At 71.7% G+C, this 22,361-nt stretch carries 23 protein-coding genes, 1 pseudogene and 1 riboswitch; of the genes and pseudogenes, 7 read left to right on the top strand and 17 right to left on the bottom strand.

All coding sequences use genetic code 11. The annotated features are described in order from the left end of the window. Nucleotides 1-10: 10 nt before the first annotated feature. The 3 genes from MTR79_RS06775 to MTR79_RS06765 all read right to left on the bottom strand — a co-directional run bounded on the left by MTR79_RS06775 (nt 11) and on the right by MTR79_RS06765 (nt 2,418). Entirely contained in the window at nt 11-1,018 is a 1,008-nt protein-coding gene (locus MTR79_RS06775; protein WP_244789542.1) for a methionine synthase, read from the bottom strand. 143 nt (nt 1,019-1,161) lie between these two features. Continuing rightward, nucleotides 1,162-1,860: an SDR family oxidoreductase gene (locus MTR79_RS06770; RefSeq protein ID WP_244789541.1), complete on the bottom strand. Its 699-nt coding sequence runs from the start codon at nt 1,858-1,860 to the stop codon at nt 1,162-1,164. An 18-nt stretch (nt 1,861-1,878) separates the two neighbouring features. Then, nucleotides 1,879-2,418, bottom strand: a complete 540-nt coding sequence (locus tag MTR79_RS06765; RefSeq protein ID WP_086699992.1) for a TIGR00730 family Rossman fold protein — start codon at nt 2,416-2,418, stop codon at nt 1,879-1,881. 78 nt (nt 2,419-2,496) lie between these two features. Between MTR79_RS06765 and MTR79_RS06760 the strand changes: the two are divergent. Together MTR79_RS06760 and MTR79_RS06755 are read left to right on the top strand one after the other, a co-directional pair. Beyond that, a pseudogene (locus MTR79_RS06760) lies at nt 2,497-2,814 on the top strand (DUF427 domain-containing protein); the annotation flags it as partial. A gap of 86 nt (nt 2,815-2,900) precedes the next feature. After that, complete coding sequence (locus MTR79_RS06755; RefSeq protein WP_048459827.1) at nt 2,901-3,680, top strand: alpha/beta hydrolase; 780 nt, start codon at nt 2,901-2,903, stop codon at nt 3,678-3,680. A 46-nt stretch (nt 3,681-3,726) separates the two neighbouring features. On the opposite strand, the gene mnmA is transcribed toward MTR79_RS06755, so the two are convergent. Further along, entirely contained in the window at nt 3,727-4,857 is a 1,131-nt protein-coding gene (mnmA, locus tag MTR79_RS06750) for a tRNA 2-thiouridine(34) synthase MnmA (protein WP_244789540.1), read from the bottom strand. 61 nt (nt 4,858-4,918) lie between these two features. Here mnmA and MTR79_RS06745 point away from each other — a divergent pair, with 61 nt between their 5' ends. Then, nucleotides 4,919-5,617: an N-acetylmuramoyl-L-alanine amidase gene (locus MTR79_RS06745; RefSeq protein ID WP_086699990.1), complete on the top strand. Its 699-nt coding sequence runs from the start codon at nt 4,919-4,921 to the stop codon at nt 5,615-5,617. 277 nt (nt 5,618-5,894) lie between these two features. On the opposite strand, the gene MTR79_RS06740 is transcribed toward MTR79_RS06745, so the two are convergent. From MTR79_RS06740 to MTR79_RS06730, 3 genes are all read right to left on the bottom strand, one after another. Beyond that, nucleotides 5,895-7,064, bottom strand: a complete 1,170-nt coding sequence (locus tag MTR79_RS06740) for a cysteine desulfurase family protein (RefSeq protein WP_244789539.1) — start codon at nt 7,062-7,064, stop codon at nt 5,895-5,897. A gap of 93 nt (nt 7,065-7,157) precedes the next feature. Further along, nucleotides 7,158-7,424 (bottom strand): hypothetical protein, encoded by a 267-nt coding sequence (locus tag MTR79_RS06735; RefSeq protein ID WP_048459831.1) that lies wholly within the window; start codon nt 7,422-7,424, stop codon nt 7,158-7,160. 49 nt (nt 7,425-7,473) lie between these two features. Further along, the gene (locus tag MTR79_RS06730; RefSeq protein ID WP_053077013.1) at nt 7,474-7,656 is read right to left on the bottom strand and encodes a hypothetical protein; all 183 of its coding nucleotides are present in this window, start codon (nt 7,654-7,656) and stop codon (nt 7,474-7,476) included. 99 nt (nt 7,657-7,755) lie between these two features. Here MTR79_RS06730 and MTR79_RS06725 point away from each other — a divergent pair, with 99 nt between their 5' ends. Then, entirely contained in the window at nt 7,756-8,406 is a 651-nt protein-coding gene (locus MTR79_RS06725; RefSeq protein WP_086699987.1) for a TetR family transcriptional regulator, read from the top strand. Nucleotides 8,407-8,474: 68 nt separating this feature from the next. Here MTR79_RS06725 and MTR79_RS06720 read toward each other — a convergent pair whose 3' ends face one another. From MTR79_RS06720 to MTR79_RS06675, 10 genes are all read right to left on the bottom strand, one after another. Further along, nucleotides 8,475-9,335 (bottom strand): thioesterase family protein, encoded by an 861-nt coding sequence (locus tag MTR79_RS06720; RefSeq protein WP_086699985.1) that lies wholly within the window; start codon nt 9,333-9,335, stop codon nt 8,475-8,477. A 42-nt stretch (nt 9,336-9,377) separates the two neighbouring features. After that, entirely contained in the window at nt 9,378-10,034 is a 657-nt protein-coding gene (locus MTR79_RS06715; protein ID WP_048459834.1) for a trimeric intracellular cation channel family protein, read from the bottom strand. A 68-nt stretch (nt 10,035-10,102) separates the two neighbouring features. Further along, entirely contained in the window at nt 10,103-11,323 is a 1,221-nt protein-coding gene (locus MTR79_RS06710; RefSeq protein ID WP_244789538.1) for an oligopeptide/dipeptide ABC transporter ATP-binding protein, read from the bottom strand. Continuing rightward, on the bottom strand, nt 11,320-12,321 hold the full coding sequence (locus MTR79_RS06705) for an ABC transporter ATP-binding protein (protein ID WP_048459836.1): 1,002 nt from the start codon (nt 12,319-12,321) through the stop codon (nt 11,320-11,322). The genes MTR79_RS06710 and MTR79_RS06705 overlap by 4 nt, the downstream gene beginning before the upstream one ends. Before the next feature lie 6 nt (nt 12,322-12,327). Beyond that, entirely contained in the window at nt 12,328-13,287 is a 960-nt protein-coding gene (locus MTR79_RS06700; protein ID WP_086699675.1) for an ABC transporter permease, read from the bottom strand. A gap of 1 nt (nt 13,288) precedes the next feature. Next, nucleotides 13,289-14,293 carry an ABC transporter permease gene (locus MTR79_RS06695; protein WP_086699677.1) on the bottom strand — a complete coding sequence of 335 codons (1,005 nt, stop codon included), beginning with the start codon at nt 14,291-14,293 and terminating at the stop codon, nt 13,289-13,291. Nucleotides 14,294-14,400: 107 nt separating this feature from the next. Beyond that, on the bottom strand, nt 14,401-16,071 hold the full coding sequence (locus MTR79_RS06690; RefSeq protein WP_048459839.1) for an ABC transporter substrate-binding protein: 1,671 nt from the start codon (nt 16,069-16,071) through the stop codon (nt 14,401-14,403). Between the two features lie 433 nt (nt 16,072-16,504). Next, complete coding sequence (locus MTR79_RS06685) at nt 16,505-17,287, bottom strand: enhanced serine sensitivity protein SseB C-terminal domain-containing protein (protein ID WP_225252531.1); 783 nt, start codon at nt 17,285-17,287, stop codon at nt 16,505-16,507. Nucleotides 17,288-17,408: 121 nt separating this feature from the next. Beyond that, nucleotides 17,409-18,185 carry an enhanced serine sensitivity protein SseB gene (locus tag MTR79_RS06680; protein WP_086699680.1) on the bottom strand — a complete coding sequence of 259 codons (777 nt, stop codon included), beginning with the start codon at nt 18,183-18,185 and terminating at the stop codon, nt 17,409-17,411. Between the two features lie 51 nt (nt 18,186-18,236). Further along, entirely contained in the window at nt 18,237-18,905 is a 669-nt protein-coding gene (locus tag MTR79_RS06675) for an AAA family ATPase (protein WP_086699681.1), read from the bottom strand. Between the two features lie 223 nt (nt 18,906-19,128). Further along, nucleotides 19,129-19,229: riboswitch (glycine riboswitch) on the top strand. A 158-nt stretch (nt 19,230-19,387) separates the two neighbouring features. On the opposite strand from MTR79_RS06675, the gene gcvT reads away from it, so the two are divergent. From gcvT to glyA, 3 genes are all read left to right on the top strand, one after another. Further along, nucleotides 19,388-20,506, top strand: a complete 1,119-nt coding sequence (gene gcvT / locus MTR79_RS06670) for a glycine cleavage system aminomethyltransferase GcvT (RefSeq protein WP_244789537.1) — start codon at nt 19,388-19,390, stop codon at nt 20,504-20,506. Between the two features lie 123 nt (nt 20,507-20,629). Next, entirely contained in the window at nt 20,630-21,007 is a 378-nt protein-coding gene (gene gcvH / locus MTR79_RS06665) for a glycine cleavage system protein GcvH (RefSeq protein ID WP_048459843.1), read from the top strand. Between the two features lie 14 nt (nt 21,008-21,021). Continuing rightward, nucleotides 21,022-22,281, top strand: coding sequence for a serine hydroxymethyltransferase (glyA, locus tag MTR79_RS06660; RefSeq protein WP_086699684.1), 1,260 nt, complete (start codon nt 21,022-21,024; stop codon nt 22,279-22,281). The last annotated feature ends 80 nt before the right edge of the window (nt 22,282-22,361 follow it).

The following is a 22,361-nucleotide window of genomic DNA, read 5'->3' as shown; positions in this document are numbered from 1 at the left end:
TGTCCTCCCGTTACTCAGGGTTGTCCGCGAGGGATCTCGCCGCCCGGACGCAATGGGCGTAGGCCGAGCGCGCGTACCCGGGAGATGCCCCCGCGAGTCCGCACGCCGGGGTGACCGTGACCGCCTCCGGGAGGAGTCCCGGCCGCAGCCCCAGCCTGCGCCAGAGCGTCCTGACACCCATGACGCTACCGGCAGGGTCCGACAATGGAGCGTCCGTGCCGGGGACGACACCGGCGAACAGGCGGGTGCCGCCCTCGACCGCCTCGCCGATCACCTCGTCGTCACGCTCGGTGAGGAGGGAGAAATCGAACGAGATGCCCGCCACGCCCGCCCGGCGCAGCAGGGCGAACGGGACGTCCGGGGCGCAGCAGTGGACCACGACCGGCCCGCCGTCGTGCACGCCGACCACGTCGCGCAGGGTGGCCTCGACGGTCTGCCGGTCGACCGCGCGGTGGGTGCGGTAGCCGCTGGCCGTCCTCACCTGACCGCGCAGGACGGCGGTGAGGGACGGTTCGTCGAGCTGGAGGACGAGCCGTGCGCCGGGGACGCGGCGGCGCACCTCCTCGAGGTGCTGGCGCAGGCCCTCGGCGAGGGAGGCGGCGAGGTCGCGGCAGGCGCCGGGGTCGGAGAGGGCGGCCTCGCCGTTCTTCAGCTCCAGGGCCGCGGCGAGGGTCCAGGGCCCCACCGCCTGAACCTTCAGGAGTCCTTCGTAGCCCTGTGTGAACTCCTCCAGCGCATCGAGGTCCTCACCGAGCCAGGAGCGGGCGCGGCGGGTGTCCCGGCCCGGACGGTCGCCGATCCGCCAGCCGCTGGGCTCCACGCGCGCGTAGAGCTCGACGAGCAGGCCGGCCGTGCGGCCGATCATGTCGGCGCCGGGGCCGCGGGCGGGGAGTTCGGGGAGGTGGGGGAAGTCCTCGAAGCCGCCGGTGGCCGCCTTGGCGGCCTCTCTCGCGTCCGTACCGGGGAGGGAGCCGACGCCGGTGGCGAGGGCGGGTGGGAGGTGCGGGGTGTCGTTCACACCGGAAGCGTACGCAGTGAGCGGCAGGGGTTTTCGCTCCCGCCGCCCCTTCCCGTCCCGTCCCTGGGGCTGCGCCCAGACCCCCTTTCGGCCCTTCGGGCCTCGTCCTCAAGCGCCGGACGGGCTGGAATTGCCGGACCGGCTCAGTTGCCCGGTCGGACCGTCAGGTCGTTCACTTCCGCGTCCCTCGGCAGGTCGAGGGACATGAGGATCGCCGTGGCCACCGACTCGGGGTCGATCCACTTCCCCGGGTCGTAGTCCTTGCCCTCCTGCTGGTGCACCTTGGCCTGCATGGGGCTGGCGGTGCGGCCCGGGTAGACCGACGTGACGCGGACGCCGTTCGCGTGCTCCTCGTGGCGGAGGGAGTCGGCGAGGGCCTTCAGACCGTGCTTGGAGGCCGCGTAGGCGGACCAGTCGGCGTGGGCGGCGAGGCCCGCGCCGGAGTTGACGAAGACCACGTGACCGCGGCTCGCGCGGAGCTGGGGCAGGAAGTGGCGGGTCAGCTCGGCGGGGGCGACGAGGTTGACGTTGAGCTGGTGACGCCAGCTCTTCGGAGTGAGGTCGCCGACGCGGCCCAGGTCGACGACGCCCGCGACGTGCAGCAGCGAGTCCACCCGGTCGGGCAGCGACTGGTGGGAGAAGGCCCAGCTGAGCCGGTCCGGGTCGGCCAGGTCGCCGACGAGGGTGCGGGCACCGGGGAACTCGGCGGCCAGCTCCTTCGCGCGGCCGGCGTCGCGCGCGTGGAGCACGAGGTCGTCCCCGCGCGCGTGGAGGCGGCGCGCGACGGCCGCGCCGATGCCGGAGCCGGCTCCGGTGATCACATGTGTAGCCATGACCGCCATGCTCGCATCACCGCGCGGTCAGGCCACGCCCAGGCTCTCCTCCAGGTAGGCCAGCGCGCCGGCCGGCTCCTCGGCGAAGAAGACCAGCTCGGTGAGCGGCCGGGGCAGGAAGCCCTCGTCCTCCATGCGGCGGAACTGCACCTTGAGGCCGTCGTAGAAGCCCGCGGTGTTGAGCAGCACCACCGGCTTCTCGGTGTGGCCGTGCTTCTTCAGCTCCAGGATCTCGGTCGCCTCGTCGAGGGTGCCGGTGCCGCCGACCATGATCACCACCGCATCGGCCTTCTCCAGCAGCAGCCGCTTGCGCTCGGCGAGGTCCTTGGCGACCACCATCTCGTCCACGCCGGGGCGCGCCTTCGCCGCGAGGAACTCCACCGAGACGCCGAGGAGCCGGCCGCCGGCCTCCTCCACCCCGTCGGCGACGACCTTCATCAGGCCGACGTCCGAGCCGCCCCAGACCAGGGTGTGCCCGCCCTTGCCGAGCAGGCGCGCGAAGTCGCGCGCGGGGCCCGTGTAGCGGTCGTCGAGGTCGGCGGCGGAGAGGAAGACGCAGATGTTCACGGGCGCCAGCCTACGCCCGGGAAGAAGGCCGCCCCGAGGGACGCTGTACGGGGTGGACCGACCCACGAGGAGGACACCGTGACCACAGGCCATCGCATCACCGTCGAGCCCGGCGACCGGCACGTGCGCGTGGTGCGCGACGGACGCGTGCTGGCGGAGAGCGACCGGGCGCTGGTGCTGCACGAGACGGGATGCCCCGCACGCTGGTACATCCCGCCGGAGGACGTGCGGCTCGACCTGCTGACGCCGTCCGCGACGCACACGTACTGCCCGTTCAAGGGGACCGCGTCGTACTGGTCGCTGCCGGACGCTCCCGACCTGGTGTGGTCGTACCCGGACCCGAAGCCGGCGGTGGCGTCGATCAAGGACCACCTGTGCTTCTACGACGTGGACGTGACTGACCGCTCCTCGCGGGACGTGATCGGCGGACGCGCGGCCCGCCTCACCGACGATCTCCGCGCCGTGCGGCAGTCTCGTGAGACATGGACCAGAACATCTCTTCGCGCGACGGGACCACCCTCGCCCACGAGAGCGCCGGGCGCGGCGCCACGATCGTCCTCGTCAGCGGCGCGATGTCGACGGGCGCCACGGTGGCGCCGCTGGCCGCGCCGCTCTCCGAGCGGTTCCGGGTGGTGGTATACGACCGCCGCGGCCGGGGCGCGAGCGGAGACACGCCGCCGTACGCCGTGGAGCGCGAGGTGGAGGACCTGGCGGCGCTGATCGAGGCGACGGGCGGCGAGGCGGCGCTGTACGGCGTCTCCTCGGGCGGCGCGCTGGCGCTGCGGGCGGCGGCGAGCGGGCTGCCGGTGCGGCAGGTCGCGGTGTACGAGACGCCGTACGCGATGTCGGAGGAACACCTGGCGGAGCGCGCCCGGTACACCGAGCGGCTGACGGCGGCCCTGGAGGAGGGGCGGCGGGGCGACGCGGTCGAGCTCTTCCTCCAGCTCACCGGGCTGGACGACGCGGTGATCCAGAGCGCGCGGCAGTCACCGATGTGGGCGGGGATGGACGCGCTGGCGCCGAGCCTGGCGTACGACGACGCCGTGATGGGCGGCGGGGGCGTGCCTCGGGAGATGCTCGCGTCGATCGAGGTGCCGGTGCTGTCGATCGCGGGCGACGCCAGCCCGGCGTGGATGCGTCAGGCGGCGAAGGCGATCGCGGAGTCGGTCCCCCGAGGCGCGTACCGCACCCTGGAGGGCCAGACCCACATGGTCGAACCGGACGTCCTGGCGCCGGTGCTGGCGGAGTTCTTCTCGCGGTGATCCCGGGAATCCCCGAGATCCCGGTGACCGGCCGGGGCGGCGCCGCTCAGGCCACGTCCGCCGTGGCCCGCTCCGTGGAGGCGATGGTCGCCGAGCCCACCACACGCGTGCCGTCGTAGAGGACGACCGCCTGGCCGGGGGCGACACCGCGGACCGGCTCGGCGAACCGCACGCGCAGCTGACCGCCGACGAGTTCGGCGGTCACCGGGGTCTCGTCGCCGTGGGCACGCAGCTGGGCGGTGTAGGCGCCGGGGCCGGTGGGGGCGGCGCCGCACCAGCGGGGCTTGATCGCGGTGAGGGCTCCGACGTCCAGCGAGGCGGCGGGGCCGACGGTGACGGTGTTGTCCACCGGGGAGATGTCGAGGACGTAGCGCGGCTTGCCGTCGGGGGCGGGGGTGCCGATGCGCAGGCCCTTGCGCTGGCCGATGGTGAAGCCGTACGCGCCCTCGTGGGTGCCGATCCTGGCGCCGGACTCGTCGACGATGTCGCCCTCGGCCTTGCCGAGCCGCTTGGCGAGGAAGCCCTGGGTGTCACCGTCGGCGATGAAGCAGATGTCGTGCGAGTCGGGCTTCTTGGCGACGGCGAGTCCGCGGCGCTCGGCCTCCGCGCGGATCTCCTCCTTGGTGGTGACCGTGTCGCCGAGGGGGAACATGGCGTGGGCGAGCTGGCGGTCGTCGAGCACGCCGAGCACGTACGACTGGTCCTTGGCCATGTCGGAGGCGCGGTGCAGTTCGCGGGTGCCGTCCTCGCGGAGGATCACCTTGGCGTAGTGGCCGGTGCAGACGGCGTCGAAGCCGAGCGCGAGCGCCTTGTCGAGCAGCGCGGCGAACTTGATCTTCTCGTTGCAGCGCAGGCACGGGTTGGGCGTGCGGCCGGCCTCGTACTCGGCGACGAAGTCCTCGACGACGTCCTCGCGGAAGCGGTCGGCGAGGTCCCACACGTAGAAGGGGATGCCGATGACGTCGGCGGCGCGGCGGGCGTCGCGGGAGTCCTCGATGGTGCAGCAGCCCCGCGCGCCCGTGCGGAACGACTGGGGGTTCGCGGAGAGCGCGAGGTGGACGCCGGTCACGTCGTGACCCGCTTCGGCGGCACGGGCGGCGGCGACGGCGGAGTCGACGCCTCCGGACATGGCGGCCAGGACGCGGAGGGGGCGGGTGCGCTGCGGGGTGTCAGTCATAGCCCCTCCAGGGTACGGGGGGCGCGGGAACCACGGCCGCCGGATATGCGTTCACGATCACATGGGGGCCAAGGGAGCATCCGAGGACGGCGACCGGCGCATCGGGCGGCGCGCCCTGATCGTGGGCGGGCTGGCGGCAGCGGCGGGGACGGCGGCGCTGGCCCGTGACGAACTGGCGCGGCTGTGGTGGCGGCTGCCCGGGGTCGAGAAGCCGCGCACGCCGGGCGAGGTCGACTTCGCGGGCGCCCGCTGGGTCGCGGCCTCGGACGCCAACTGGCGCGGCGCGGACCGCCCGGACGACTTCGGCATCGACATGGTGGTCGTGCATGTCACGCAGGGCAGTCTGGACAGCGCGGTGAAGGCGTTCCAGAATCCGGGCCACAAGGCGGCGGCGCACTACATCGTCGGCAAGGACGGCCGGATCACACAGATGATCCGCGAGCTGGACGTGGCGTACCACGCGGGCAACCGCGACTACAACGAGCGCAGCGTCGGCATCGAGCACGAGGGCTTCGTGGACCGCCCGGAGGACTTCACGGACGAGATGTACGCGGCCTCGGCCCGCCTGACGGCCCGCATATGCGCGCGCTACGAGATACCGGTGGACCGCGAGCACATCATCGGCCACGTCGAGGTCCCGGGCACGGACCACACGGACCCGGGCCCCCACTGGGACTGGGACCGCTACCTCAATCTGGTCCGCCGGGCCGGCACGGCGCAGGCAGGACAGGGCCGCACGCCCGCTCCGACGGGCGGCTGAACCCGGCCCCCTGGCCGGTCCCCCGGCGAGCACGCACGGGTCGCGGCGAGTGGGCCGGAGTCGCGGCGAGCACGCACGGGTCGCGGCGAGCGGGCCGGAGTCGCGGCGAGCACGCACGGGTCGCGGCGAGCGGGCCGAGGTCGCGGCCTTCCGCTCGCTCCGGCGGCACGCATCACTCGGCAGCCGTCGCCGCCCGGGGCCGGGCCGGCCCGCCCGCACCGGCCCCCGGCCACTGAGGGACGACGGCCCTCCGACCACTGCGGGACGCGACGGCCGCTCAGCTCAGCCCCGCCGCTCGCGCACGCTCCACCGCCGGGCCGATGGCCTTGGCGAGGGCCTTCACGTCGGCGTCCGTCGACGTGTGGCCGAGGGAGAAGCGGAGGGTGCCTCGGGCGAGGTCGGGGTCGGTGCCGGTGGCGAGGAGGACGTGGCTGGGCTGGGCGACGCCGGCGGTGCAGGCGGAGCCGGTGGAGCACTCGATGCCCTGGGCGTCCAGGAGGAGCAGCAGGGAGTCGCCCTCGCAGCCGGGGAAGGTGAAGTGGGCGTTGGCCGGAAGGCGTCCGCCGGGGGCGGGGTCGCCGCCGAGGACGGCGTCGGGGACCGCCTCCAGGACCGCGGCGACGAGGTCGTCGCGGAGGCGTCCGATCTCCAGGGCGAACCGCTCCCGCTCCTCGGCGGCGACCCGTCCGGCGACGGCGAACGAGGCGATCGCCGGCACGTCGAGGGTGCCGGAGCGGACGTGGCGTTCCTGGCCGCCGCCGTGCAGCACGGGCACGGAGGTGTGCTCGCGGCCCAGGACCAGGGCGCCGATGCCGTACGGGCCGCCGATCTTGTGGCCGGAGACCGTCATCGCGGCGAGTCCGGACGCGGCGAAGTCCACGGGGACCTGGCCGAAGGCCTGGACCGCGTCGGAGTGCAGGGGGATACCGAACTCGGCGGCGACGGAGGCGAGTTCGGTGATCGGCAGGATCGTCCCGATCTCGTTGTTGGCCCACATCACGGTGGCGAGGGCGACGTCGTCGGGGTTGCGGGCGACGGCCTCGCGCAGGGCGTCGGGGTGGACCCGGCCGTGGGCGTCGACGGGGAGGTACTCGACGGTGGCGCCCTCGTGCGTGGCGAGCCAGTCGACGGCGTCGAGGACCGCGTGGTGCTCGACGGGGCTGGCGAGGACCCGGGTGCGGGCCGGGTCGGCGTCGCGGCGCGCCCAGTACAGGCCCTTGACGGCGAGGTTGTCGGCCTCCGTGCCGCCGGAGGTGAAGACGATCTCGCTGGGGCGGGCGCCGAGGGCCTCGGCGAGGGTCTCGCGGGCCTCCTCGACGGTGCGCCGGGCGCGGCGGCCGGCCGCGTGCAGGGAGGAGGCGTTGCCGGTGACGCCCAGGTGCGCGGTGAGCGCCTCGACCGCCTCGGGCAGCATCGGGGTGGTCGCGGCGTGGTCGAGGTAAGCCATGGTGGGGCCGATTCTACGGGGCCCGGTGCATAAGCCACGGATCCCGGTGGCCGGGATGTGACGCCCGTACGGCCGGTGCGGCGGGTCCGCGCGTCAGAAGCTCCAGGAGATCGTGCCGTCCGCCTGCATGAACGCGGCGAGGACGACGAGGTCGGCGACGCCGAGGCCGAGGCCGAGCAGGGCGCGTCCACGGCGGGCGGTGCCCCGCCACAGGGCGACGGACGCCAGCACGATGGCGACGGGACCGAGGAAGACGTTGAGGACGAGCAGGCCGAGCAGGCCCAGGACGAACGACGCGACGGCCATGCCGTCGGTGTCGCGGATCCCGGTGCGGCGGCCGGCCGGTGCGGTGAGCTGCATGGTGACCGGACTCCTTGCGGTCGGAAGGCGGTCGGGCGGGCGGCGTGGGTCAGTGCGCGGAGGTGCCGCGGTCGCGGCCCTGGTGCTCGCGCAGGGCGAAGACGCCGAGCCAGACGGCGATGACGGCGCCGACGGCGACGGAGAAGGTGAGCGGCGCGTGTGCGACGGTGCCGAGGACGACGCCCAGCAGCAGCAGCGCGGCGACGAGGAACAGCATGAGTCGGACCCCCATGATGTGGGTGAACGGTTGCGGTAACACTTGTTCACTGACTTCCCAGTCTAGCGGCGTCCTCACTTCTCAATGTAGGAGAACAGTTGTTAACTGCATGGCATGAGTCACACGCCCGGCATCCGGCAGGCCCGGAAGCAGAAGACCCGGCAGGCGCTCCTCGACGCGGCGCTCGAGCTGCTGGAGGGCCAGAGCCTGAGCAGCCTGGGCCTGCGTGAGGTCACCCGCGCCGTCGGAATCGCCCCGACCGCGTTCTACCGGCACTTCCGGTCGGTCGAGGACCTGGGCGTGGCGCTGGTCGAGGAGGCGCTGGGCAGCCTGCACCCGATGATCCGGACGACGGTGTCCCCGGCCGGCGAGGGAGAGGAGCGCATCGCGCGCGCCATCGAGCTGATCGCCGGTCATGTGGACGCGCACCCGGCCCATGTGAGGTTCATCGCCCGGGAGCGGCACGGCGGGGTGCGTCCGGTCCGCGAGGCGATACAGGAACAGCTGGCCCGGTTCACGGCGGAGGTCGGCGAGGCGCTGGCCGGGGACGCGGAGTCGGCGGGCTGGAGCGAGGAGGACCTGCTGATGCTGGCCCAGCTCTACGTGGACCAGATGCTCATCGTCGCCTCGCTCTACCTGGAGGCGCCGGCGAGTTCGCCCGAGGCGCGGGAGCGGGTGTCGAAGGTGGCGGCGCGTCAGCTGCGGCTGATCCATGTGGGCCGGCGGCACTGGCTCGACGGGACGGGCGCGGCCGGGGGCCGGTGACACGGCAAGGGGCGGTGCGGAGTCACCCGTGACCCCGCACCGCCCCTACGCCCCGGACGGCCGTCGGTTCAGCTCAGGCGGACCCGGGCCAGCTGGCGGGACTGCGCGACGAGACGGCCGGCGCTGTCCCAGACCTCGGCGTCCTCCTCCAGGAAGCCGCCCGCGAGGTTGCGGGTGGTGATGGACACGCGCAGCGGACCGGGCGCCGGGCGGCAGCGCACATGGACGGTCAGCTCGACCGTGGGCACCCAGCCGGTCAGGCCCATCTCGAAGGCGGTCGGCGGCAGTGCGTCCACCGCGAGCAGCAGCGCCAGCGGGTCGGGGTCCCGGCCGTCGGCGAGACCGAACCAGGCGCGCATCTCGCCGTTGCCGGACGGCTTTCCGAGGGCCCAGCCGAGGGTCGACGGGTCGAGCTTCAGCATCAGCCGGCCGGCGATCTCGGAGCTTCCGTCCACCGGGGCGGGGCCGTCCTCGGGGCCGAAGCACTGGTCCATCGGCGGCAGCGCGGGCGGCACGGCGGTCGTACGGACGTCGTCGGGGAGGGAGTCCAGGTCGCCGTAGGAGGCGAGGACCCGGATGCGCTCGACCTCGTTGCCCCGCTCGTCACGCTGGAAGAGGGACGCCTGGCCGGTGGAGAGCGTGCGTCCGGTGCGGACGGTCTCGGTGCGGACGACCGCCGGACCCGGCTGGGAGGCCGTCAGGTAGTGCGCGGAGACCGTGAAGGGGTCGGAGTGCGGCAGCGCGTCCGCGAGCGCGCGGCCCAGGACGGCGAGCAGGTACCCGCCGTTGACGGCGTTGATGATCGTCCAGCCGGCGGAGAGGTCGATGTCGTAGACGCCGGGTTCCCGCGCGGTGAGCGCGGTGTCGCGGTCGAACTCGCTGTCACCGATGACGGCCCGGGTGGCCTGGGCGGAGGCTGCTTCTGGCATGGGTGAACAGTACAAGAAGATAATACTAAGCGGTAGCTTTGTTCATTCCTCGCTGACCGTGGAACGGCGGTGCCAGGCGCGGGGCGCACGCCAGTGGAAGCGCATCGCCAGCAGTCGCAGCACGAAGGCGGTGACGGCCGCGGTGGTGCTGGTCACCGGGTTCAGCACGTCGAAGCGCAGACAGAGGGCGACCATGGCCGCGCCGACGATGGCCGGCACCGCGTACAGGTCGCGGTCCCAGCGCAGCAGCGAGGGCACCTCGTTGGCGAGCACGTCCCGCAGGACACCGCCGCCGACCGCCGTGGCCAGGCCCAGACAGGCGGACGCGGTGAGGCCGAGCCCGTAGTCGTACGCCTTGGTCGTGCCGACGACGCAGAAGAGGCCGAGGCCCGCCGCGTCGAAGACGTTGACGGCGACCTGGATCCGCTCGACGTGCGGGTGCAGGAAGAAGACGAGGACGGTGGCCAGCAGCGGGGTGACGAAGTACCCCAGGTCCGTGAAGGCGGCGGGCGGGACGGCGCCGATGATCAGGTCGCGGAAGAGACCGCCGCCGAGGGCGGTGATCTCGGCCAGCACGGCGATCCCGAACACGTCGAAGTTCTTCCGGACGGCCAGCAGCGCGCCGGAGATGGCGAAGACGAAGATGCCGATCAGATCGAGTGTGTGCAGGACGGACGGGCTGAAGAGTTGCTGAAGCACTTGCATATTGTGGCGTAGAAAGAAGCCCTCACCTTGCAAAGCAAGGTGAGGGCTTCTTCCGGGGTCGATCAGACAGCCTTCTCGGACTCCTCGTCGGCCTTGGCGACCTTCTCCGCCGCGGCCGGCTTCTCGTCCTCCGAGACCTTCTCCGCCGTCGCCGGCTTCTCGTCCTCCGAGACCTTCTCCGCCTGGGCGGGGACCTTGGCCGGGGCGTCCTCCGCCTCGGCGTCCTGCTCCGGGGTGTCGTCGACGCCCTCACGGGTCGCCGGGACGACCTCGCCCTGATTCAGCGAGAGCTTCCCGGACGCGATGTCCTCCGCGTAGTGGCACGCCACCCGGTGGCCGCCGCCGATGTCCCGCAGCTGGGGACGCTCGGTCGCACAGCGCTCGGCCTGGGCCCACGGGCAGCGGGTGTGGAACCGGCAGCCGCTCGGCGGGTTGGCCGGCGAGGGCAGGTCACCGGTGAGCAGGATCCGCTCGCGCTTGTCCTCCACCTCCGGGTCCGGCACCGGCACGGCCGACATCAGGGCCTTGGTGTACGGGTGCTTCGGCTCGGCGTAGAGCGCGTCGCTCGGCGCCTCCTCGACCAGCGAGCCCAGGTACATCACGCCGATGGTGTCGGAGATGTGCCGGACCACCGCGAGGTCGTGGGCGATCACCAGGTAGGTCAGGCCGAGTTCCTCCTGGAGCTCCTCCAGCAGGTTGATGACCTGGGCCTGGACCGACACGTCGAGCGCGGAGACCGGCTCGTCGCAGATGATCACGTCCGGTTCGAGGACGAGGGCGCGGGCGATGCCGATGCGCTGCCGCTGACCGCCGGAGAACTCGTGCGGGTAGCGGGCCAACGCGTTGGAGGGCAGGCCGACCTTGTCGAGGATGGCCTTGATCTTCTCCCGGCGCTCCTCCTGGTCCTTGCCGATGCCGTGGGCGATCATGCCCTCGGACAGGATCGACTCGATGTTCTGCCGCGGGTTGAGCGAGCCCAGCGGGTCCTGGAAGACCATCTGGAGCCGGCGCCGGAAGCGGCGCATCTCCTCGCCGGGCAGCTTCGCCAGGTCGGTGCCGTCGAGGACGACCGAGCCCTCGGTGATGTCCACCAGCCGCAGCACGGACCGCCCGAGGGTGGTCTTGCCGCAGCCGGACTCGCCCACCAGGCCGTAGGTCTCGCCGGCCTCGACCTTCAGCGACACCCCGTCCACGGCGTACACGTGGCCGACCGTGCGGTCGAACAGGACGCCCTTCTTGATGGGGAAGTGGACCTTGACGCCGTCCAGTTCGAGCAGGCTCATGCGGGGACCTCCTCGGCCTTCGCGTCGTCGAGTACGGGGTTGACGCACCGCACCTGGTGACCGGCCTCGCGGGGCTCGCCGAGCTGCGGGGTGCCGGTCAGGCAGCCCATCTCGTACCGGTCGCAGCGGGGCGCGAAGGCGCAGCCGTCGGCCCAGGCGATGCGGTCGTTGATCGAGCCGCGGATGGGGTTGAGCGGCTCGCCCCGGGGCGCGTCGAGCCGCGGGATGGAGCCCAGCAGTCCGTGCGCGTAGGGGTGGGTGGGGTGGGCGAACAGCTCGCGGCGCACGGCGGACTCCACGACCTTGCCCGCGTAGAGCACGTTGACCTGGTCGCAGAGGCCGGCGACCACGCCGAGGTCGTGGGTGATCATCAGCAGGGCGGTGCCCTCCTGGTCCACGAGCTCCTTGAGCAGCTCCAGGATCTGCGCCTGGATCGTCACGTCGAGCGCCGTGGTGGGCTCGTCGGCGATGAGCAGACGCGGGGCGCAGGCCACCGCCATGGCGATCAGCGCGCGCTGGCGCATACCGCCGGACAGCTGATGCGGGTACTCCTTGAGCCGCCGGGTGGGGTCGGGGATGCCGACCCGGTCCAGCAGGTGGGCGGCCTCCTTGCGGGCGGCCTCGCCCTTCATCCCGCGGTGGCGCTCCAGGATCTCGGTGACCTGCACGCCGATCGGGACGACCGGGTTCAGCGAGGACAGCGGGTCCTGGAAGATCATCGCCATCTCGCTGCCGCGCAGGTCGCGGCGGGCGGCGGGACTCATCGTGAACAGGTCCGTGCCGTCGAACTCGGCACGGCCGCCGATGGTGAGGCCCTTCGAGGGCAGCAGGCCCATCAGGGCCAGGGAGGTGACGGACTTGCCGCAGCCGGACTCGCCGACCAGGCCCACGACCTGGCCCTGGTCGACCTCGAAGGAGATGCCGTCGACCGCCCGGGACTCCTTGCGGCCGCGGCCGCCGAAGGTGACGGTCAGTTCGTCGACAGTGAGCAGAGACATGGTGGTTCAGCCCCTCAGCTTCGGGTCGAGGGCTTCCCGCATGGCCTCGCCGAGGAGGGTGAAGCCGAGGGCGGTGATGATGATGCCGACGGCGGGGTAGACCGCCATCGCGGGGGCGTAGCTGAAGAAGCGCTGCGCCTGGGCGAGCATGACGCCCCACTCGGGGATCGCCGGGTCGGGGTTGCCGAGACCCAGGTAGGACAGGGCGGCCGCCTCGATGATCGCCGTGGCCAGGGAGAGCGTGGCCTGCACGATCACCGGGCTGAGCGAGTTGGGCAGGATCTGGGAGAGCACGATGCGCCGCTTGCGCACGCCCAGGGACTGGGCCGCGAGCACGTAGTCCGCGTTGCCCTGGGCCAGCATCGAGCCGCGCAGCAGGCGGGCGAAGACCGGTACCTGGACCACACCCACCGCGATCATCACGGTGGTGAGCGACTGCCCCATGACGGCGGCGATGGACACGGCCAGCAGCAGCGAGGGCAGGGCCAGCATCATGTCGATGAAGCGCATGATGACGGAGTCGACGCGCCGTCCGGTGTCGCCGCCGAGGGTGGCCGCGGCGCCGGAGACGATGCCGATCAGGAAGCCGGCGACCAGGCCGATCAGGGTGGCGACGATGCCGACGAGGAGCGTCTGGCGGGCGCCGACGAGCATGCGGGAGAACAGGTCGCGGCCGAGGTGGTCGAGGCCGAACCAGTTCCCGTCGCGGGCTCCGACGAACTTGCCCTGGTTGGGGAAGACCTCGTTGCGCCAGGTCTGCGCGCTCGGCGAGTAGGGCGCGAGGAACGGCCCGACGACGGCGACGAGCACGAACAGGACGATGATGACGGCGCCGACGATCGCCATCTTGCTGGACTTCAGCCGGCGGAAGGCCTCCCGCCAGAGGCTGGCGCCGGTGCTGGTCTCGCTGACGGCCGTCAGTTCCGCGAGACGCTGGATCTTCTCGGACTTGGTGGCGACAGCCATGTCAGTGCACCCGCACTCTCGGGTCGATGATGCTGTACGCCACGTCCACCAGCAGGTTGATCAGGACGTACACCATCGCGATGAACATGATGAACCCGACCAGCACCGGGTAGTCACGGCCGTCGATCGACGTCTTGATGAAGTTGCCGATGCCGTTGAACGAGAACACGGACTCGGTGAGGACGGCCCCGGACAGCAGGGAGCCGGTGAGCAGACCGACCGACGTGATCACGGGCAGCAGGGCGTTGCGCAGCACGTGCCGGCCGCGGACGACGCTCTGCTTGAGGCCCTTGGCCTGGGCGGTGCGCACGTAGTCCTCGTCCTGCACCTCGAGCACGCTGGCGCGGGTCATACGGACGATGACCGCGAGCGGGATGGAGGCGAGGGTGACGGCCGGCAGGATCAGATGGTGGATCGCGTTCCACGAGGCGTCGAACTCGCCGGTGAGCACGCCGTCCAGGACGGCGAAGCCGGTCACGTCGGTGGCGTTGATGCCGGTGTCCAGGCGTCCGTAGCTGGGGAAGAGGCCCAGCTTCACGGCGAGGACTTCCTTGAGGATCAGACCGAGGAAGAAGACGGGGATGCAGATGCCCACGAGCGAGCCGGAGACCGCGCCGACGTCGAGCCAGCCGCCGCGCTTGCGGGCGGCGAGGTAACCGAGGGGGATGCCGATCGCCACAGCGATGAGCATGGCCAGCAGGGACAGCTCCACCGTCGCCGGGAACCGGAGGAAGAACTCGTCCGTGACGGGCTGCCCGGTCTGGACGGAGGTTCCCAGGTCGCCCTGGAAGATGCGCTTGAGGAAGCGCCAGTACTGGACGTAAATGGGCTGGTCCAGCCCGAGCGCACGGTTGATGCGCGCCACTTCGGCCTCGGTGGCCCTCTCCCCCAGGATCGCTGAGGCGGGTCCACCGGGCAGCCGGTCGAGCCACAGGAAGAGCAGAACCGACAGGCCGAGCAGCGTGGGTATGAGCTGGAGCAGTCTTCGTACGACGAGACGCAGCACCCCGCTTGCCCCTTTCTTGCGTGTTGTCTTACATGAACGGACCCGCCCGGCCGCCGAGTTGCGACGGCCGGGCGGACCCCCCCGTTATCGATTTCCTGCCGGTACGCCTACTTGAAGGAGGCTTCGGCGAAGACTTCCTGCGTCAGCGGCGACACGTTCGGCGGGTTGACGTTCTTGCCGAAGGCGATGGCCGGCGGGGACGACGAGATCGGGACGCCGGGCAGGTAGTCCATGATGACCTCGTTGGCCTTCTGGTAGGCCGCGGTGCGCTCCTCGGCCTTGCCCATCTTCGAGCCGGCGTTCACCGCGTCGAAGACCTTCTTGTCCTTGAAGCCCCACTGCTTGTCGAACCCGGCGAACCAGGTGCCGATGAAGTTGTAGCCGTCGTTGAAGTCACCGGTCCAGCCGAGCATGTGCAGGGCGCAGGAGCCGGCCTCGGTGGCGTCCAGGTAGTCCGGGGCCCACTTCATGGCCTTCGGCCTGACCTTGATGCCGGCCTTCTCCAGGTCGGCCTTCATCAGCTCGAACAGGTCCTGCGGGGCAGGCATGTACGGGCGGGTGACCTCGGTCGGGTAGCAGAACTCGATGGTGAGGTTCTGCGCGCCGGCCTTCTTCAGCAGCGCCTTGGACGCGGCGGGGTCGTACGGGTACTTGGTGACGTTCTTGGAGTAGCCCGCGATCGTGTCCGGCATGAACTGGTCGGCCACCTTGCCGCCCTCGGGCAGCTGGGTCTTGACCAGGTTCTCCTTGTCGATCGCCTGCGCGATCGCCTGGCGGACCTCCTTCTTCTTGAGGGCCGGGTTCGCCGACTGGCTCATGCCCACGTAGAAGAGGTTGAAGACGCCACGGGTCGGGACGACGTAGCCCTCGTTCTCGAGGGTCTTGACGTCGGCCGGGGCGACGAGGTCGTAGCCGTCGATGTCACCGGCCTGGAGCGCCTGGCGGCGGCCCTCCTCGGTGTCGATCGTGCGGAAGACCAGGTTCTTGATCTTGGCCTTCTCGCCCCAGTAGTCGTCGAAGCGCTCGAGGGTGACTTCCTTGTTGCCCTTGTTCCACTTGACGATCTTGTACGGACCGGTACCGGCGACCGTGCCGGCCTCCTGGCTGTACTTGGGGTACGTGATGGCGTCGCCCTTGGCGGTCGCCTCCTGCTTCTCGTACTCCTTGATCGCCTTCGGCGAGTGGATGGCGAGGGCGTTCAGCGAGAAGCCGCCGGGGAGGTTGGCGGAGGGCTGCTTGACCTCGATGACGGCGGTGTTCTCGTCCTTCGCGGTGCAGCTCTTGTAGTTCGCCTCGGGCGTCTCCGGGTCCTCGTTCTTCGCGAACCCGCCCATGATGGTCTGCCAGTAGTAGGAGACCGCGCTCGACTGGTAGGTGCCCTTCCAGTTGAACCAGTGGTCGTAGTTGGCGCAGACCGCGGCGGCGTTGAACGCCTCGCCGTCGTGGAACTTCACGCCCTTGCGGAGGTTGAAGGTCCAGACGGTGCCCGCGTCGTTGCTCGACCAGGTCTCGGCGAGGCCGCCGACCAGCTTGGTGCCGCCCGACTCGTGCTCGAGGAGGGCCTCGAACGCCTGGCGGGTCACGCGGAAGGTTTCACCGTCACTCGCGAGGGCAGGGTCCAGGGAGCCCGGGTCGCCTGCACCGGCGAACACGAAGGTGTCCTTCTTGCCGCCGCTCTCGTTGTCGCTGTCCCGCTCGCTGGCGCAGCCCGTGGCGATCAGGCCGACCGCGACCGCGGCCGTGATCGCCCGAGCGGCTCGGGTCTTGAATATGCGCATACTGGGGCCACTCCGGGTCCGCTATGTGGATGCATCTTGACCGGCCGAACACTACAGACGTTCGCAGTGAGTCAGGAACAGTCCGGATAGCGGTGATACCTACCTGAGATCTGAACAGTCGACATAAGGGACTGATCCGGCATCTTCGCGCGGTGATTTAACACCGGGGACACAAATGACGGTGGCCCAAGTACCGCCGACGCGGCCTCGGATGGCGTGAAGACGCAGTGAAACCGCAGGTGACAGGGGGTCATCGTCAGGTAGCTGATCGCATCCGACGGAATCTGACGCAAAATCAGCGACGGACGCCCCGGGACAGGAGCCACACCCGCGCCCATTGTCCACATGCTGGACACCGTGACGCTGCGTCACCATGCGCGAGACCTCCGGCGGCGGGGCTGCCGCGCCGTGCCGCCTCGGGTAGACGTACCGGTCAGAGGTGGTGCGCGGGCGGATAGCCGTAGCCCGCGGCGGGGGCCGGGGCGTGCGCCTCACGGTCGTAGAACGGACGCCCGTTGACACGCAGCCACATCGCCACCGGGTCGTGCTCGTCGGACAGGGCGACGGTGGAGACCGGCAGACCGTCGGGCACCGCGGGCAGCGACTGCCGCATCATCTGCCGCACCGACTCCACGGCGGGCGGCGAGGTGTCGTACACGTCCAGGCCGATGGCGAGGTACGGGGCGCCCAGCGCGGGCTGCACCCAGGCGCGGCGCAGCGCGCGCACGGCCGGGGTGCGGTGGGCGTTCTGCGCGAGGAGCGCGTAGAACTGCGGGATCTCGATGGCCGGTTCGGACAGCCGCAGCGGTCCTGCGGGCTGCTGGTCGAGCCCGCCGGCGATGCGGCGCAGGTCGAGCCAGGGGATGCCGACGCCGCCGCCGGGCGCGTGCGGGTTGAGCCAGAGGCCGTGGCGGTCCGGATAAAGCGCACGGGCCACCTCGAGCCCGTCGACCACCTCGTACGAACGGTTCCAGCCACTGGCGGACAGCTCCTGGGCGGAGGTCACGCAGGGCGCGTAGCCGTGCCCTTCGACCTCCATGGTCCCGTACTGGGCGTCGGGCGAGCCGGCCTGGCCGTGCCAGAGCAGCATCCAGACCCTGCCGGACGAGGGGGTGGCGAGGGCGCGCAGCAAGGCCTCGTAGGCGTCGTAACGCCCGGGCGTCACCTGGCGCAGCATGTGCTCGACCTGTCCGGCCGCCGCGGTGCCAGCGCTCACTTGTATCGCCCCTCCGTACAACACCCTGCCGGCCAATGCTCCCTAGCTTATGCCGACGGCCTCCGGCGGTCTGCGGTCAGTGCGCGGAAGGTGAGGGCCTGCGGCGGATCAGAGGGGCGCGTCAGGCGCGCTGGTAGAAGGGGCGGACCTTGGCGCGCAGCCAGTCGGCGACCGGGTCCTGGGCCACGTCGAGGACGACGAGGTTGACCGGCCAGCGGGCGGGGCTGCGGCCCAGTGCCCGGCCGAGGGCGTCCAGCGGCAGCGCTCGCGGGTCGCCCTCCCAGTGCAGCAGCTCCACCCCGACGAACAGCACCGGGTCGGCCGTCTCGACGGCGGCCAGGCAGCGGCGGGCGGTCGCCACCACGCCGAGGGCGTCGAACTCCTGCGAGGCGGCGGCGAGAAAATCCACCGGGTCGTCCTGCCAGTCCGGTTCGAACAGCCGGACCCGGCCGCCGCTCGCGCCGCCGTCGAGCGGGGTACGACCGGTCCGGCACAGCTCGGCCACCGCGGGGGGCGGCAGCGGGACGGCGACCGTGCCGCCCGGGTTGACCACGAGGCCGGCCTGCGGGGGCAGTCCGCGGGCGAACTCCACGGCGGGCGCGATGGTGCAGCCCATGTGGGAGCCGACGACCTGGCGGAACTGCTCCTCGGAGCTGAAGACCGGCACGTACGCCTGGCCGTCCAGGTCCATGGTGGGCAGGTCGAGGGGGCCGCTGTGCGGGCCGCCGCCGTTGGGCAGGGGCACCCAGACGAAGCTGCGGCCGAGGACCTCGACGATGCGGGCTCCCGCCGAGGGAACGCCGAGGGAGGCGGAGAGCGCCTCCTCCAGTTCGTTGCCGGGCCACCCGCCGTGCGGGTGGAAGTGCGTCCGCTCCGGGTTGTCCGCCGGGAAGTCCATCTGTCGCCCACCGTCTGCCTGATGCCGCTGCTTGGCGGAAAGGCTAGCCGGTCAGCCGGTGAAGCCGATCCGGCGCAGGGCGTTCACGGCGTCCCGGTCGACGAGCACCGCCGAGGCGCAGCCCTCCGGCACCCGGCCGGACTCCACCGCGTCGAGCAGCCGTCCGCACGCCGTGCGGTGCCGGCGGAAGGCGTAGCGCGAGACGCCCCGGCCGCGCTCCAGCTGCCCGGCCAGGGCCTCCTCGGGCGGGACGTCGAGGAGCAGCAGGTGCAGTGCGGCCCCGCGGCGCCGGGCCTCGCGGGCCAGCCAGCGCCGCACCCAGGCCTGGGTGCCGCAGTCGTGCACGACGACCGGCCGGCCGGAGCGCAGCACGCGCCGCAGCCCGGCGTAGTGGGCGAGCCGGACCAGCGGCCGGTAGACCCCGTAGGGCAGCAGGCGGGGCATGCGGCGGTCCCAGCGGTCGCGGGCGTCCTGGGAGTCGACGCGGTCCTCGTGCACCGTGCGCCGCATCAGCGTGGACTTGCCGCTGCCGGGCAGTCCGGTGACGACGACGAGGTCGCGGGGGCCGAAGAGCAGGGCGCGGGGACTGCGTCCGGAGCGGGAGCGCAGGTCCTGGACGAGCGGGGCGGGCGCCGTGTCAGGGGCGCCGTCGGCCCGGTGCGCGTGCTGCGGCGGCAGCGCCACGCCTGTGGTGCCGGCGTACGCCGTGGGCCTGTTCACCGTGGTCGTCCTCCCCCTGGGGCCGGATAAGGGATCCGGTCCCCGCAGCGTGTAAAGAGAAGGTAATGCCAGGTCGCTCTCGGTTGCGTGCTCATACCGATACAGGCCTGTCACAGCTCCCTGTGACCGAGCCTGCACGAGCGGTGCACGCCCGGCAAGGGTCCCCCTGCCGATGTCCCACGATGCGTGCAATGATGTGCGCGCCAACTGCATACCGGCCGTTTGAATCCGCGCGGGAGAGTCCCCGGCACCGTGTGCCGCCGGGGCGCCGAAGGAGCAAGTCCCTCCCTTGAATCTCTCAGGCACCGTTACCGCGCGGGCGAGGCACATCTGAAAAGCGGGCCGCCGTGGCAGTGCTCCGGGGCCCCACCCAAGGTGCAAGTCCTGATCGCCGTCACCGGTGGTCATGGCGAACCTCTCAGGTTCCGATGACAGATGGGGAGGAACGACCTCGCTGTCATGCCCCCTTGGGAGACCGACCGATGAGCAGTAACGAACCCCGCCGCACCGCGCTCGATGCCCTGCATCGGTCGCTCGGTGCGACGATGACCGACTTCGCCGGCTGGGACATGCCCCTGCGTTACGGCTCCGAGCGGGACGAGCACAACGCCGTGCGCACGAGGGCCGGCCTGTTCGACCTCTCGCACATGGGTGAGATCACGGTCGCCGGCCCGCAGGCCGCCGCGGTGCTGGACTTCGCGCTGGTGGGCAACATCTCGGGCGTGAAGCCGGGCCGCGCCCGCTACACGATGATCTGCCGTGAGGACGGCGGCATCCTGGACGACCTGATCGTCTACCGGCTGGGCGGCACCGAGTACATGGTCGTGGCCAACGCCTCCAACGCCCAGGTGGTCCTGGACGCGCTGACCGAGCGGGCCGCGGGCTTCGACGCCGAGGTGCGCGACGACCGCGACGCCTACGCGCTGCTGGCCGTGCAGGGCCCCGAGTCCCCGGCGATCCTGCGGTCCCTCACCGACGCCGACCTGGACGGCCTGAAGTACTACGCCGGTCTGCCGGGCACCGTGGCCGGGGTCCCCGCCCTGATCGCCCGCACCGGCTACACCGGCGAGGACGGCTTCGAGCTGTTCGTGAAGCCGGAGCACGCCGTGGAGCTGTGGCAGGCGCTGACCAAGGCGGGCGAGGGTCACGGGCTGGTCCCGTGCGGTCTGTCCTGCCGGGACACGCTCCGCCTGGAGGCGGGCATGCCGCTGTACGGCAACGAGCTGAGCACCTCCCTCACGCCCTTCGACGCCGGTCTCGGCCGGGTGGTGAAGTTCGAGAAGGAGGGCGACTTCGTGGGCCGCGCCGCCCTCGCCGAGGCCGCCGAACGCGCCGGGAAGAACCCGCCGCGCGTCCTGGTCGGCCTGGTCGCCCACGGCCGCCGGGTGCCGCGCGCCGGATACGCGGTGGTCGCCGGCGGCGAGAAGATCGGCGAGGTCACCTCCGGCGCCCCCTCCCCCACCCTGGGCAGGCCGATCGCCATGGCCTACGTCGACCCGGGCCACGCGGAGCCGGGCACCGGGAACGTCGGTGTGGACATCCGCGGCAGCCACGAGCCGTACGACGTCGTGGCGCTGCCGTTCTACAAGCGGCAGAAGTGACACCGTCGTAGCCGGCCCCCGGGCGGCTTTCGCGCGTCAGCGGCTCGGAGACCCCACCCGTCCGGCCGCTTCGCGTGCCCTCCCCGTCATCAGCAGTTTCCCGCGTACAGGAGAATTCAGGCCATGAGCAACCCCCAGCAGCTGCGCTACAGCAAGGAGCACGAGTGGCTGTCGGCCGCCGAGGACGGCGTGTCGACGGTCGGCATCACGGAGCACGCGGCCAACGCGCTCGGCGACGTGGTCTTCGTCCAGCTCCCCGAGGTCGGTGACACGGTGAGCGCGGGCGAGACCTGCGGCGAGCTGGAGTCCACCAAGTCCGTCAGCGACCTGTACTCCCCCGTCTCTGGCGAGGTCACCGAGGTCAACGAGGACGTGGTGAACGACCCGGCCCTGGTGAACTCGGCCCCCTTCGAGGGCGGCTGGCTGTTCAAGGTGCGGGTCACCGACGAGCCGGCCGACCTGCTGTCCGCCGCCGAGTACGACGCGTTCGTCGCGGGCTGAGGAGCCGGATCCGCATGTCGCTTCTGAACACGCCCCTGCACGAGCTCGACCCGGCGGTGGCCGCCGCGGTCGACGCCGAGCTGCACCGGCAGCAGTCCACCCTCGAGATGATCGCCTCGGAGAACTTCGCCCCGGTCGCGGTCATGGAGGCCCAGGGCTCGGTCCTCACCAACAAGTACGCCGAGGGCTACCCCGGCCGCCGCTACTACGGCGGCTGCGAGCACGTCGACGTGATCGAGCAGATCGCCATCGACCGGGTGAAGGAGCTGTTCGGCGCCGAGCACGCCAACGTCCAGCCGCACTCGGGCGCCCAGGCCAACGCCGCCGCGATGTTCGCGCTGCTCAAGCCGGGCGACACGATCATGGGTCTGAACCTCGCGCACGGCGGGCACCTGACCCACGGCATGAAGATCAACTTCTCCGGCAAGCTCTACAACGTGGTCGCGTACCACGTGGGCGACGACGGCCAGGTCGACATGGCCGAGGTCGAGCGTCTCGCCAAGGAGAACAAGCCGAAGCTGATCGTGGCCGGCTGGTCGGCGTACCCGCGTCAGCTGGACTTCGCCGCGTTCCGCCGGATCGCGGACGAGGTCGGCGCGTACCTGATGGTCGACATGGCGCACTTCGCCGGCCTGGTCGCCGCGGGCCTGCACCCGAACCCGGTGCCGCACGCCCACGTGGTGACCACCACCACGCACAAGACCCTCGGTGGTCCGCGTGGCGGCGTGATCCTCTCCACGGCCGAGCTGGCCAAGAAGATCAACTCCGCGGTGTTCCCGGGCCAGCAGGGCGGTCCGCTGGAGCACGTGGTCGCCGCCAAGGCGGTCGCCTTCAAGGTGTGCGCCTCGGAGGAGTTCAAGGAGCGCCAGCGCCGCACCCTGGAGGGCGCCCGCATCCTGGCCGAGCGCCTGGTGCGGGACGACGTGAAGGCCGTGGGCGTGGACGTGCTGTCCGGCGGCACGGACGTGCACCTCGTCCTGGTGGACCTGCGGAACTCGGAGCTGGACGGCCAGCAGGCCGAGGACCGGCTGCACGAGGTCGGGATCACCGTCAACCGCAACGCGGTCCCGAACGACCCGCGTCCGCCGATGGTCACCTCGGGCCTGCGGATCGGCACGCCCGCCCTCGCCACCCGCGGCTTCACGGCCGAGGACTTCGCCGAGGTCGCGGACGTGATCGCGGAGGCGCTGAAGCCGTCGTACGACACCGAGGCGCTCCGGGGCCGGGTCGCGGCGCTGGCCGCGAAGCACCCGCTGTACCCCGGTCTGCGGTAATTCCGTCCGCTTTTTGTACGGACGTAGGGGGCATCGCGCACACTGGGTCGGTGGGCGCGGTGCCCCGCACCATGCAGCGC

It is taken from the genome of Streptomyces sp. BJ20 (assembly GCF_022869105.1).
GTDB classification, from domain to species: domain Bacteria; phylum Actinomycetota; class Actinomycetes; order Streptomycetales; family Streptomycetaceae; genus Streptomyces; species Streptomyces griseoincarnatus.
The sequence above is the reverse complement of the archived record's forward strand: the minus strand, read 5'-3'. Positions and strand labels throughout refer to the sequence as shown.

Bases quoted from the DNA above. Each gene is read 5' to 3' on its own strand.
- MTR79_RS06770 (WP_244789541.1), bottom strand. From the start codon at position 1,860: ATGGCGGTCATGGCTACACATGTGATCACCGGAGCCGGCTCCGGCATC.
- MTR79_RS06755 (WP_048459827.1), top strand. From the start codon at position 2,901: ATGGACCAGAACATCTCTTCGCGCGACGGGACCACCCTCGCCCACGAG.
- mnmA (WP_244789540.1), bottom strand. From the start codon at position 4,857: ATGACTGACACCCCGCAGCGCACCCGCCCCCTCCGCGTCCTGGCCGCC.
- MTR79_RS06745 (WP_086699990.1), top strand. From the start codon at position 4,919: ATGGGGGCCAAGGGAGCATCCGAGGACGGCGACCGGCGCATCGGGCGG.
- MTR79_RS06740 (WP_244789539.1), bottom strand. From the start codon at position 7,064: ATGGCTTACCTCGACCACGCCGCGACCACCCCGATGCTGCCCGAGGCG.
- MTR79_RS06735 (WP_048459831.1), bottom strand. From the start codon at position 7,424: ATGCAGCTCACCGCACCGGCCGGCCGCCGCACCGGGATCCGCGACACC.
- MTR79_RS06730 (WP_053077013.1), bottom strand. From the start codon at position 7,656: ATGGGGGTCCGACTCATGCTGTTCCTCGTCGCCGCGCTGCTGCTGCTG.
- MTR79_RS06725 (WP_086699987.1), top strand. From the start codon at position 7,756: ATGAGTCACACGCCCGGCATCCGGCAGGCCCGGAAGCAGAAGACCCGG.
- MTR79_RS06720 (WP_086699985.1), bottom strand. From the start codon at position 9,335: ATGCCAGAAGCAGCCTCCGCCCAGGCCACCCGGGCCGTCATCGGTGAC.
- MTR79_RS06710 (WP_244789538.1), bottom strand. From the start codon at position 11,323: ATGAGCCTGCTCGAACTGGACGGCGTCAAGGTCCACTTCCCCATCAAG.
- MTR79_RS06705 (WP_048459836.1), bottom strand. From the start codon at position 12,321: ATGTCTCTGCTCACTGTCGACGAACTGACCGTCACCTTCGGCGGCCGC.
- MTR79_RS06700 (WP_086699675.1), bottom strand. From the start codon at position 13,287: ATGGCTGTCGCCACCAAGTCCGAGAAGATCCAGCGTCTCGCGGAACTG.
- MTR79_RS06690 (WP_048459839.1), bottom strand. From the start codon at position 16,071: ATGCGCATATTCAAGACCCGAGCCGCTCGGGCGATCACGGCCGCGGTC.
- MTR79_RS06680 (WP_086699680.1), bottom strand. From the start codon at position 18,185: ATGGACTTCCCGGCGGACAACCCGGAGCGGACGCACTTCCACCCGCAC.
- gcvT (WP_244789537.1), top strand. From the start codon at position 19,388: ATGAGCAGTAACGAACCCCGCCGCACCGCGCTCGATGCCCTGCATCGG.
- gcvH (WP_048459843.1), top strand. From the start codon at position 20,630: ATGAGCAACCCCCAGCAGCTGCGCTACAGCAAGGAGCACGAGTGGCTG.
- glyA (WP_086699684.1), top strand. From the start codon at position 21,022: ATGTCGCTTCTGAACACGCCCCTGCACGAGCTCGACCCGGCGGTGGCC.